The sequence below is a fragment of the Thermophagus xiamenensis genome (genome assembly GCF_900112795.1).
GTDB lineage: Bacteria > Bacteroidota > Bacteroidia > Bacteroidales > Marinilabiliaceae > Thermophagus > Thermophagus xiamenensis.
Genome location: NZ_FONA01000034.1, coordinates 1 through 11,823, shown reverse-complemented (window position 1 = coordinate 11,823; position 11,823 = coordinate 1). Strand labels below are relative to the sequence as shown.

Annotated in this window: 8 protein-coding genes; 6 read left to right on the top strand and 2 right to left on the bottom strand. The window is 39.1% G+C overall.

The annotated features are described in order from the left end of the window. The first annotated feature begins 159 nt into the window (after nucleotides 1-159). On the top strand, nucleotides 160-1,185 hold the full coding sequence (locus BM130_RS14675; protein ID WP_010527998.1) for a M28 family peptidase: 1,026 nt from the start codon (nucleotides 160-162) through the stop codon (nucleotides 1,183-1,185). 227 nt (nucleotides 1,186-1,412) lie between these two features. After that, nucleotides 1,413-2,048 carry a ribonuclease HII gene (gene rnhB / locus BM130_RS14670; RefSeq protein WP_010527999.1) on the top strand — a complete coding sequence of 212 codons (636 nt, stop codon included), beginning with the start codon at nucleotides 1,413-1,415 and terminating at the stop codon, nucleotides 2,046-2,048. Nucleotides 2,049-2,347: 299 nt separating this feature from the next. Here rnhB and BM130_RS14665 read toward each other — a convergent pair whose 3' ends face one another. Continuing rightward, the gene (locus tag BM130_RS14665) at nucleotides 2,348-2,839 is read right to left on the bottom strand and encodes an outer membrane beta-barrel protein (protein WP_010528000.1); all 492 of its coding nucleotides are present in this window, start codon (nucleotides 2,837-2,839) and stop codon (nucleotides 2,348-2,350) included. A 397-nt stretch (nucleotides 2,840-3,236) separates the two neighbouring features. On the opposite strand from BM130_RS14665, the gene BM130_RS14655 reads away from it, so the two are divergent. From BM130_RS14655 to BM130_RS14640, 4 genes are all read left to right on the top strand, one after another. Then, nucleotides 3,237-5,390 carry a S46 family peptidase gene (locus BM130_RS14655; protein WP_010528001.1) on the top strand — a complete coding sequence of 718 codons (2,154 nt, stop codon included), beginning with the start codon at nucleotides 3,237-3,239 and terminating at the stop codon, nucleotides 5,388-5,390. Nucleotides 5,391-5,927: 537 nt separating this feature from the next. Then, nucleotides 5,928-8,090 carry a S46 family peptidase gene (locus BM130_RS14650; RefSeq protein ID WP_074964414.1) on the top strand — a complete coding sequence of 721 codons (2,163 nt, stop codon included), beginning with the start codon at nucleotides 5,928-5,930 and terminating at the stop codon, nucleotides 8,088-8,090. An 82-nt stretch (nucleotides 8,091-8,172) separates the two neighbouring features. Then, entirely contained in the window at nucleotides 8,173-8,745 is a 573-nt protein-coding gene (locus BM130_RS14645; protein ID WP_010527117.1) for a MarC family protein, read from the top strand. Nucleotides 8,746-8,768: 23 nt separating this feature from the next. Next, nucleotides 8,769-9,395, top strand: a complete 627-nt coding sequence (locus BM130_RS14640) for a ribonuclease H1 domain-containing protein (RefSeq protein WP_010527116.1) — start codon at nucleotides 8,769-8,771, stop codon at nucleotides 9,393-9,395. Here the strand turns inward: BM130_RS14640 and BM130_RS14635 are convergent. After that, complete coding sequence (locus tag BM130_RS14635; protein WP_010527115.1) at nucleotides 9,326-11,257, bottom strand: tetratricopeptide repeat protein; 1,932 nt, start codon at nucleotides 11,255-11,257, stop codon at nucleotides 9,326-9,328. The two genes, BM130_RS14640 and BM130_RS14635, sit on opposite strands and share 70 nt — an antisense overlap. Between the last annotated feature and the right edge of the window lie 566 nt (nucleotides 11,258-11,823).

Here is an 11,823-nt window from a genome sequence, read left to right as displayed (position 1 = left end):
TGTATCACCGTATGTCTTCCCTCTGTCTGTACGCAAAGTTAAAAATTTAGTGAATTATTCTTTGATTAAATTTGGATTTTAACACAGTATCTAACGACTAACCACTAACGACTACTTATAAGAAGCAATATATCAATAAAGTAAGTAAATTTTATACGAATGAAAAACAACCTTAACTTTCTGATAAAGATGCCATTGATTCTTTCCTTTTTGGCAATTATTTCTATGGGGGCAGGATGTGGAAATCAATCCAACCGTAAGGCCAATGTTCAAAAAAAAGAGACTCTGCCGCCCCTTCCCACACCCGAATTCAATGCCGATTCGGCCTATGCTTATATTCAGAAACAGGTGGAATTTGGGCCAAGGGTCCCCAACACTGAAGCTCATGAGGCTTGTGCTCAATGGTTAACCAACAAAATGAAAGAATTGGGTGCCAATGTCGTTGTGCAGGAAGGGAAGGTAACAGCTTTCGATAATTCGGTTCTTTCAATCAAAAATATCATTGCACAATTTCAACCCGAAAAAAATGACCGTATCTTATTGTTTGCCCACTGGGATACACGCCCCTTTGCCGACCACGACCCCGACCCCGCCAAACGAAACCATCCTATCGACGGGGCCAACGATGGCGCCAGCGGTGTAGGGGTTTTAATGGAAATTGCCAGGCATTTAAAAAGCCATCCCACTCATCCGGGTATAGATATCATCTTTTTCGATGCCGAAGATTATGGTATCCCCGACCATCTGGATATTCCCTACAAACAAGATACCTGGTGCCTGGGAAGTCAATACTGGGGCAAGAATCCTCACAAAAAAGACTATTATGCCCGATATGGGATTCTGTTAGACATGGTAGGAGCCAAAGGTGCCCGTTTTCATCAGGAACGATACTCTTTACAATGGGCTTCAGGTCTGGTAGACCATATTTGGGACACAGCGGCACGAATTGGCTATGGCAACTACTTTATTTTTGATAAGGGCGGATATATTACCGACGACCACGTCTATGTTAATAAACTTACCGGAATCCAAACAGTTGATATTATCGAATACGACCCAACCAACAACTCATCATTTGGGAAATACTGGCATACTCATAACGATAATATGGACGTCATCGGTAAAGAAACGCTAAAAGCCGTGGGACAAACCGTTCTGGAAGTAATCTATCAAAACCAATATTAAATCTAGATTAATGGATTTTTAGATGCCAGATGTTAGATATGAGATGTAAGTGGTAAGCACCCAATCCCAATCAGAGCATCGAACCAATATTTTGATATAATCCATGGTACTTTTTGGGGGAACACCTATAAAAGGATATGTCATTGCTTATCATCCGTAAACTGCGCTTCTAATATCCTTCATCTAATATCTAATAGTCGTAAATCTAAAATCTTAATCAAAAAGAAATGGGTCGTAAAGGAAACCATAAAAAAAAAGAATATCACAGAGAATTGATTTCTACAGGGCCCACTGTAGCAGGATGTGATGAAGCAGGGCGCGGATGTTTGGCCGGACCTGTAGTAGCTGCTGCCGTTATTTTACCGGAAGATTTCAACCATCCACTTTTGAACGATTCAAAGCAACTTACCGAAAAAAGACGTAACCAATTACGAGAAATCATTGAAAAGGAAGCCATAGCCTGGGCCGTTGCCATGGTAGACAACCGCGAAATTGACAAAATCAATATTCTTAATGCCTCTATTAAAGCCATGCATCTGGCCATAGCACAACTTAACCCCGCTCCCATTTCATTGCTGGTGGATGGGAATCGTTTCCATCCTTACAAAAATCTTAAGCACCAATGTATCGTTAAAGGGGACGCGACCTATCAATGTATTGCAGCGGCAAGTGTACTGGCCAAAACACATCGTGACCAATGGATGAAATCCAAACACTCTGAATATCCCTGCTACGGATGGGACCAAAACAAAGGATATCCCACAAAAAAGCACCGCCAGGCCATCGAACAATTTGGAGTTTCACCGTTACACCGCATATCTTTTAAATTGACTGAAATTCAACTTAAAATAGATTTTCACTAAAGGGAAACGCTTTCCCTTTACCGAGGGAAACGCTTTCCCTTTACCGAGGGAAACGCTTTCCCTTTATCGAGGGAAACGCTTTCCCTTTACCGAGGGAAACACTTTCCCTTTACCGAGGGAAACGCTTTCCCTTTACCGAGGGAAACACTTTCCCTTTACCATGGGAATGCGACCTCTAAAATCAAAAAACCGTTATCCCAAAAGAATAACGGTTAAAAAATACATTTTGTCGTGATAATATTCTCTATTGGCTCACCAACGCATGCCGCTGTGGTAGAGAATAATAATAAAAATATATTTTAGAATAGAATACCCACAGTTAAAGCCAATTGCTCCAATGTGGTATCATACTTTAGTTCTCCGAAAAATCGACTTACATTGGCTCCAATCCCCAGATTAATGCCTATTTCACCATCGCTATCATCAGGAAAATCAAACCCCGAACCATCATCATATTCCCATTTCATATGACTATAATTTAATCCCCCCAATGCATAAAGACCCATATCGGTCATTTCATAAAAATGGTAATGTGCATTAGCATTCAACTGCCAAATATTGACATCAAAATAATCGCCTCCTGTGGGGAAATAATATGTAAAGTCGGGTGATACCGACCATTTTTCATTAATGGGATAGACACCTTTTACGGTTAGTCCTATGCCAACTTTTTCACCGTCTTCATCAAACCCTGCCTGGGTTCCCATTGTTAATCCACCGCCCAAGCGTAACTGGGCAGACACAGCTGTTACCATAAATACAGCTATTGCTATACTCATTAATTTCTTCATGGCCCTTGATTTTTAAATTTTTACTTTAAATCATTATTTAAATATTTTAACTTATCTGCAAAATACAACCTCTTTTCTGAAACTTCAACATCAAAAAGGACATAGAGCTCTTTTAAATGATTAACTGCAAAGCTTTGATGATTAACTCTTTGTTTTTTAGGGTAAATCACAAACAAGACTGGTATTATCGACATAAAAAGCTCCTTCCTTAAAAGTTTTAGGCCGGCCTTAATGTCAGATAATAAAAACCTCCAACTCACAATACCACCAAAAATTCCACGGATAATTATACTTTTGTACTGTCAATCCCCATGCAAAAAAAGGCAGGCCTGAAAATTCATGCTATGCCTGGCCATGATTTAAGCGACAAATTATTTAACACAAAACAAAAAATAAGATGAGAAAAAAAATGAGCACCCTGGCAGTGGCCCTTTTATTATTTGTTTCGGGCATAATAAAAGCCGATGAAGGGATGTGGATACTGCCACTTATTCAAAAACTTAACATTGAAAAAATGCAATCCATGGGGTTGCAGCTCTCTGCTGAAGATATTTACAGCATCAATCATTCAAGTCTCAAAGATGCGGTCGTAATATTTGGCGGGGGATGTACCGGAGAGATTATTTCCGACCAGGGTTTAATCCTCACAAACCATCACTGTGGTTACGGGACTATTCAGCAACTTAGTACTGTAGAAAACAACTATCTGGAAGATGGATTTTGGGCTAAATCTTTGGAAGATGAAATTCCTGCTCCGGGTTTGTCGGTAACCTTTTTGAAACGCATGGAAGATGTTACGGATAAAGTGCTGGCCGGCGTTACCGACGACATGACTGAAGAAGAAAGACAGTCGGCCATCGATAAAATCTCTACCCAAATAGCCGACAGTGTGAAAGGGGATTCACACTATCGTGTATTAGTGCGAGACTTTTACGGCGGCAACCAATATTATCTGATTGTCTACGAAGTGTTTAATGATATACGATTTGTTGGTGCGCCTCCTTCATCTATCGGTAAGTTTGGCCATGACACCGACAACTGGATGTGGCCCAGACATACTGGCGACTTCTCCATGTTTCGGGTATATGCTGACAAAGATGGTAAGCCGGCCGATTATTCGCCCGACAACGTACCCCTGAAACCGGCCCATCATCTGCCCATCTCTTTGAAAGGATATAAAAAGGGTGATTTCGCTATGACGATTGGTTATCCCGGAAGCACTCAACGCTATCTCACATCCTGGGGCATCGAAGAACGGATGAATATTTTTAACTATTCGCTCATCAAACCTCGTGGCGTAAAACAGGAAATCTGGCAAGAAGCCATGAACTCAAGTGAAAAAATCAGACTGCAGTACGCCTCCAAATATTCTCGCAGCTCTAATTATTGGAAAAATAGCATTGGCATGAATCGCGGACTAAAGCGCCTCAATGTCATAGCAAAAAAGCAAAAAATAGAAGAAGAGTTCCAAAATTGGGTCAATCAGTCCGCAGAACGCAAAGAAAAATATGGCGAAGTATTGTCTTCTCTTAAAGACGCTTACCAAAACCGGGCACCTTACTATTTAGCTCAGAATTTTATTCGCGAATGTATGTTACGCGGAACAGAAGTTTTGGCATTTTCACTTTCGGCTCGTGACCTGGAAAAAGCGCTCGAATCAAACGATAAGGAAAAAATTAATGAGGCAGTGGAAAAGCTCAAAGAAGAAGCAGATGAATTCTTCAAAGACTATCACGCACCTACCGACCAAAAAGTAATGAGCGCATTGCTGAAACTGTATCACGAAGAAATTGATGCGGAACTGTATCCTACCTTTTTTCAAAAAATAGCAACCGGTAAAGAAGACGGTTTTGAAAGCTTTGCCCAAAACCTGTTCCGGAAGTCAATTTTTGTTGACTCCGAAAAGCTCAACAGCTTTTTGAAAAATCCCAGTTTAAAGAAATTAACTAAAGACCCGGCCTATTCGGCAGCCAAGTCTACCATCGATTTATATTTCAAGGTAATTGAACAAATGCGTCAATCCAACCTGACCATCCAGAAAAATCATCGGCTATTTATTGCCGGGTTGCAAGAAATGCATCCCGACAGCGTCTTCTATGACGATGCCAATTTTACCATGCGATTAAGCTACGGAAAAGTGGGGGACTATGAACCCAAAGATGCCGTTATTTACAAACACTTTACCACTCTAAAAGGTGTAATGGAAAAAGAACAACCCGGCAATTATGAATTTTCGGTACCCGAAAAACTGAAACAACTTTACCAGGCTAAAGATTATGGTCGCTACGCCAATGAGGATGGCAGAATGTACGTCAACTTTACCACCGACAATGATATTACCGGCGGAAACAGCGGCAGCCCCGTCATTAACGCCGAAGGTCATCTGTTCGGGCTGGCTTTCGACGGAAACTGGGAAGCTATGAGTGGGGATATCGCTTTCGAAACGGAATTGCAAAAATGTATCAATGTAGATATCCGTTACGTGCTGTTTATCATCGATAAATTTGCAGGTGCTAAAAATCTGATTGATGAAATGACCATCATCGAATAACGCGTTTAGACAGTATTTTCAAAATCAATTAGAAGCTTCCTGTGGATGCCATGTTTTCAGGGAAAATCAAGAAAACCCGGAAACATTCATCAACAGGAAGCTTTTTTTTGACCTACCTACAATATTCTTCATCCGCTTCAGCTCAGCCTAACCCATTGGGCTAATGGAATTTAAAGTTAGTCATTAGTGGTTAGTGGTTAGTTATTAGTGGTTAGTCAATTAACACTAATGACTGATGACAAATCACTAAAAACTTTTGCTGCCTTCTGCCTGCACACTTCTGCCTATAAATTTACCTGTTTTTATTGTTGGGAAACTTTATTGCCATGTTAGTTCCATCCGTATAACTTTAATTGGTCGGATAAAAGGACTAAGGTAGGTCATGTCTGCATTTTCCATTTACATTGTCATCCACCAATGGCTATCCGATTTGGGAGAAATACTAAATAATCTTAAAATTATTTTACAAAATCACAAAGTACAATTATTCTGTTGTAGTTTAGCAATATTAAAAAAATTTTCAAGTTGTTGATAAATATGTTGACCCGGGTAATACTACTAATACTCTTACAAACCATAATAATTACCACAATCCATGCCAACGAAGGCATGTGGTTGCCATGGTATTTGCCACAATCGAAAATAGACAAAATGCATCAAATGGGAATGAAAATTCCCGGCGATGATATATTCGGGTCTCAAGATTCATCCTTAAATTGGGCCATTGTATCATTAGACGAAGGTAGTTGCACGGGAAGTTTTATCAGTACTAACGGGTTATTGCTTACCAATCATCACTGCGCTTACAGCGATATTCAAAAACACAGCACATTGGGTAACGACCTTCTTAAAAATGGCTATTGGGCCGGTTCGGCCGAATCCGAATTACCCAATCCGGGAAAAACCGCTACCATTTTGGTAGACGCAAAAGATGTCACGTCCATTTTCCTGGAAGCATTACAAAATGCTTCAGGAAGAATTGAAACCGAAAACATTATCGACAGCATCTCAAAGGCTATCCTTGATACTGTATCTGTCAGCAATGGTCAGCAAGTTGAAATTAAAGATTTTCTCTATCAAAACATGTTTTTTGTGTTGGTTACCCAGACCTTTCGAGATGTACGGCTGGTTGGTGCCCCACCCGAGGATATTGCGCAGTTCGGAGGTGAAAACGACAACTGGGTGTGGCCACGTCATTCGGCAGACTTCGCCCTGTATCGCGTATATTGTTCACCGGAAGGACTTCCCGCCGATTATTCGCCCGAAAATGTTCCGTATCAACCCAAAAGAGTGCTTAAAATTTCTACCCAAGGAATTAATGAAGGCGATTTTACCATGACTCTGGGATTCCCGGGTGAAACCCAAAGATATATCACCTCTGCCGGACTTATAGAAGCTTACGATATCATAAATCCTGTAATTGCTGATGTCGGTAAGATAAAACAGTCCATCTGGGAAAAGAACATGAAAAACTCTCCTATTCTGGGGATTCAGTATGCCGACAAGTATGCCACCTCGGCCAATTTTCAAAAATATGCCATCGGTCAAAATGAATGCATAAAAAAGCTAAATCTTATCCAGTTGCGCCGGGAGGCAGAAAAGGGCATGCTAACTCGCCAGATTAGTGATGAGCAACAAGCTTTCCGGGAAGCCCTAAAAGCCTCAAACATCTTATATTTAATGAGAAAAAACCTTACCAAGACCACCGTCATCACCCTCGAAAGTTTAATACAAGGTGCGGAAATCAGCTCATTAGTTTTAGAATCGCTTCGTTTATTCGCACTTATGAATGAAGACTTCTCCGCTTCGCAGCCCATTGAAGAAGAAATAGACCGTCTGAAAGCCTGGAGTGAAGATTTTTTTGAAAATTACTCACTAAATGTGGATAGAGAAATTTTCACAAAAATGCTCCATTATTATCAGTCACATCTTGAAGATAGTTTTAGAGTAGACAAGAAATATCTTTTTAAAGGTGCGTCAGGTCCCGAAGATTTAGCAGAAAAGATTTATTCTCAATCTCACTTTGCTGATAAAACGAAGTTTTATGCTCTTCTTAAGTCCCCATCGCCGGAAAAGTTTTTAAAAGACCCTGCTTTTAATTTCTATTATACCCTTTTGCAGGAATTTGGGCCGATATATTCTATGTTCAACAAAATGGAAGAACAAATAAATTATTCCATGCATCTTTATGTGAACCTCCTAATCACAACCGATACGTTGGAACAAATATATCCGGATGCCAACAGTACCCTTCGACTGTCATTTGGAAAAATCAAATCCTATTCACCTAAAGACGGTATTGTCTATGCCCCCTTCTCAACCATGAATGGAATGTTCGAAAAAATTAACTCGGGAGAGTCTCAATACAGGACACAAACAAATCTCGATTCTTTATTTCAATCTGTGGGCGAAAAAACAAATTTCCCTCTATGCTTTATCACCGACAATGATATAACCGGCGGTAACAGCGGAAGCCCTGTATTAAACAAACAAGGAGAAATAGTAGGACTGGCTTTTGATGGCAATTGGGAAGGCATGGGGTCCGATATATCTTATTCTGCCGATTTGCAAAGATGTATCAATGTTGACATCCGATACATTTTGTTTTTAATTAATAAACTTTCCAATAATCCTCAGTTACTATCAGAAATAAATATAGTTAAAAGCCATCAAACGCTTTATCAGTCATCATCCTCATAATCCCTGATTTTTTACATGTTTGATGACCGAAATTTATTTCTACATTTGCACCACTTTAAAAACGACTAAATCTTATTCGGTGATGGAACTTAATCTACTGGAAATTGTTTCGGCATTCATTGTTCTGTTTGCAGTCATAGACATATTGGGCTCCATTCCCATTATTGTGGATTTGCGCAACAAAGGGAACAAAATCAATGCCTTTCAGGCCTCTTTGGTATCCTTTATTATTTTAATAACCTTTCTTTTTATAGGGAAAGCCCTTTTAGGTCTTTTTGGTGTTGATATTTCGTCTTTTGCCATTGCCGGCTCATTTGTATTGTTTATGATTGCCATAGAAATGATTCTAGGGGTTACCATATTCAAACACGATTCACCAACCGGTGCTTCGATAGTACCTATAGCTTTTCCTCTAATTGCCGGTGCCGGTTCTTTTACAACCCTGCTTTCGCTAAGGGCCGAATATGCCACTATTAACATTGTAATTGGCCTATTCCTTAACATTGTTTTCGTATACATAGTTTTGCGAATGACAACTTTAGTAGAAAGAGTTATTGGACAAGCCGGAATCTATGTATTAAAAAAATTCTTTGGTATTATATTAATGGCAATGTCCATTAAACTCTTCTTAAATAATGTTTCAGGGTTAGGTTAATCTCACCATAACTTTTAATATAAATGCCTAAAAAAAAATATTACGTAATTTGGGTTGGACATAAAACCGGGATAGTAGATAGTTGGGAAGAATGTAATAAGCGCATTCATGGGTTTAAAGGAGCCAGGTATAAATCGTACAAAAGTTTAGAAGAAGCTAAAAGAGCATATGCATCTTACCGGACAGAAAATATTGGTTCCACTCAGCACTCTTACACAACCAACGCAGAGATATTCTCCAGAACACCTCCTATCCGGGAGAGTTTGGCTGTAGATGCCGCTTGTAGTGGTAACCCCGGCCCTATGGAATACCGTGGGGTTTATGTAAACAGCGGCGAGGTGGTGTTTCACGTCAAATTCCCATTAGGCACCAATAACATCGGTGAGTTTTTAGCCATTGTTCATGGATTGGCCGAACTGAAACGTAAAAATCAAAATATTCCCATATACACCGACTCATCAATAGCATTAAAATGGGTAAAAAAGAAAAAATGTTTCACAAAGCTGGAGCGTGACAGTAACACCGAAAAGCTGTTTAAAATTATTGAACGTGCCGAAACCTGGCTAAAAAACAATACTTATCAACAACCTTTATTAAAATGGGATACCGAAAGATGGGGAGAAATACCCGCTGATTTTGGAAGGAAATAATCATCATCTGACTCTTCTATCAACGGTAAAACTATTTTCAATTTATTTCCGATTTTTACTCCTTCAGAAACCACATCAATGAATTGGGGCGAAGCCACTTTCGAGCCTTTCGGCATTAACTCCAAACGTTGTTTTATCAGTTCAATGCCGGATTCTGAGAGTTTATGATCCAAAATGATGCCTCTGGTCTCAAGAGTCATCTCCAATTGTTTTTTCTGTTGTTCATAACGTATTTCTATGCCAAAACGCTGACTATTCCTAATTTTACCTTGCATAAAAAGGATATCCAACAACGGCCTGACCAACAATGGAGGAACTAATAAATATCCGGAACCTGATGTCATGTAGGCTCTTACCTCATTATACCCATTTGATGGGAAAAAACGACGGCATTGAACTTTTAAATATTTATTCAGAATATCTATTTCATCCTCCAGGTAAATCAGCTCTTTTTCACCATAATCGAGAATGCTGCGTATCAGCTCACCAATATCGTGGATATATTCTATGGCCTCATTCTTTTTATCTTCAATAACATAATTTTGTATCGAAAGTAGCACGTTAAAAATAAGATGCGGCTCCACTTGCAATTGATGAAGTTTTTGCTCCAGCAGTCGTCTTTCTTTTTCCTTCATTAATAATTGATTGCGGCCATAAAGAAACCAACCGCCCCAACCCAGAAAAAGCACCAAACCAATAATTATTAAGACCAATTTCATTTGGTTATTTTTGGCTTTCATTAAATCAAGCTCTTTTTCCATTAGCAGGGTTTCAAGCTCATTATCAATAGTTTCTCTAAGAAAAGCATTATTGGAAATTATTAATGAATCCTTAAACCGAGTATATTGCTCAAGCGCTTCCAGAGCCTTTTCATATTCTTTTTCGGCTTTTAATGCCTTAAACAAAGAATACAAATTTTCCTGTCGTAAATGATCCCAACCCATATTTTTGGCAGCATCTTCCGCCCTTTCATAAAATATTACGGCCAACGCAGTCCTTCCTTGTTCAAAATATAAATCACCAAACAAACTGTAAAGATTAATAAGATAAGCGGAAGAAGACATATCTTTAAAATAATTCAATGATTCTTCCAAATAAATTGCTGCGGTTTGATATTCCTTTTTATGCAAAAACAAAGCACCCAGATTACATTTTACCTTTGCAATATTCTCGGAATCATCAAGCTTTTCATATATGGCCATTGCTTCATTATATTTTTCAATAGCCATATCAAACCTTTCCTGACCTCTTAAAAATATAGCATAATCGTTCAACACAGCAGCTGCATCAGCCAACGAATCCATCTGAAAAAAAAGAGACAACGAATGCCGGAAATAATTTTCGGCCTTCTTAAACCTTCCTGCTTTCTCTTGAACCAAAGCTATATTGTGAAGGCATTGAGCAAAACCATAATCGTTTCCGGAAATTCTTTCGTAATCCGAAGATTTCAGAAAAGCTCTTAAAGCTTCGTTATACCGCTGTTCAAAATATCTAACCAGACCTAAATTATTATAATAAACGGCTTTCTTTTCCGGGGCATTTATTGAATCTAAAAAGTTGATACTTTTTTGATAGTAATCCCCTGATAAATCAAAATGACCTCGGTAATAAGCTACCTCACCTCGAAAAAACCAACCCAGTGAAGCCAGCGAATCATTTCCCAATTCATTTGCCTTTTCAATTAGTATAAGAGCTAAAGAATCGGCCTGATCCAGTGAATCGGGGAATATTTTTTTTATTCTATTTTCAAGGTATATCAAATAAACATAATCTTTATCACTTCCAACAGAAGGGTTGGATATACCGAAAATTAGCATTATGCCCCATACAAGTAGTAATGAAAATCTTTGTTCATTCCACATGTCTATAAATCAAATTAGCTCTTTAACTTTATTTACTTTACCTTAGTGTATTGCAAAACTAAGGATTTATAACTTATAAGTCAGTTTTTTTTCGTAATTAACGCACATAATATTTATTAGCTCTGCCAATTCAATTTAAAATGTTCAAATAGTCACTTTCCTTTTTGATGGGAAAAAATAGAGAGTCAATATTCCATCCAGGCAGACCACTGGGTCGCATCGAGGCATGCGATTGAATCACATCGAAGCATGCGATTGAATCACATCGAAGCATGCGATTGAATCGCATCGAAGCAGGTGATTTAATCGCATCGAAGCAGGCGATTGAGTCGAATCGAGGCAGCTTTAAATCTTTTCTGCCGGTTCTTCTATTTGTTCCCAATATAATACAACAGGGCATTTCTCTCCTTTTTCAACTCTGCGCCTTTGCGTCTTTGCGTTGTTACGACTACTACCACAAAAGAAAAAGCTCCGACTCATTTTCATGAATCGGAGCTCTATTTTCTTTTAAAGTCGGCGGCGACCTACTCTCCCGCTTTTACGCAGTACCATCGGCGCTAACAGGC

What these genes read in the sequence shown, in the direction of transcription:
- BM130_RS14640 (WP_010527116.1), top strand. Translation starts at nt 8,769, where the DNA reads ATGCCTAAAAAAAAATATTACGTAATTTGGGTTGGACATAAAACCGGG.
- BM130_RS14675 (WP_010527998.1), top strand. Translation starts at nt 160, where the DNA reads ATGAAAAACAACCTTAACTTTCTGATAAAGATGCCATTGATTCTTTCC.
- BM130_RS14645 (WP_010527117.1), top strand. Translation starts at nt 8,173, where the DNA reads ATGGAACTTAATCTACTGGAAATTGTTTCGGCATTCATTGTTCTGTTT.
- rnhB (WP_010527999.1), top strand. Translation starts at nt 1,413, where the DNA reads ATGGGTCGTAAAGGAAACCATAAAAAAAAAGAATATCACAGAGAATTG.
- BM130_RS14635 (WP_010527115.1), bottom strand. Translation starts at nt 11,257, where the DNA reads ATGTGGAATGAACAAAGATTTTCATTACTACTTGTATGGGGCATAATG.
- BM130_RS14650 (WP_074964414.1), top strand. Translation starts at nt 5,928, where the DNA reads ATGTTGACCCGGGTAATACTACTAATACTCTTACAAACCATAATAATT.
- BM130_RS14655 (WP_010528001.1), top strand. Translation starts at nt 3,237, where the DNA reads ATGAGAAAAAAAATGAGCACCCTGGCAGTGGCCCTTTTATTATTTGTT.
- BM130_RS14665 (WP_010528000.1), bottom strand. Translation starts at nt 2,839, where the DNA reads ATGAAGAAATTAATGAGTATAGCAATAGCTGTATTTATGGTAACAGCT.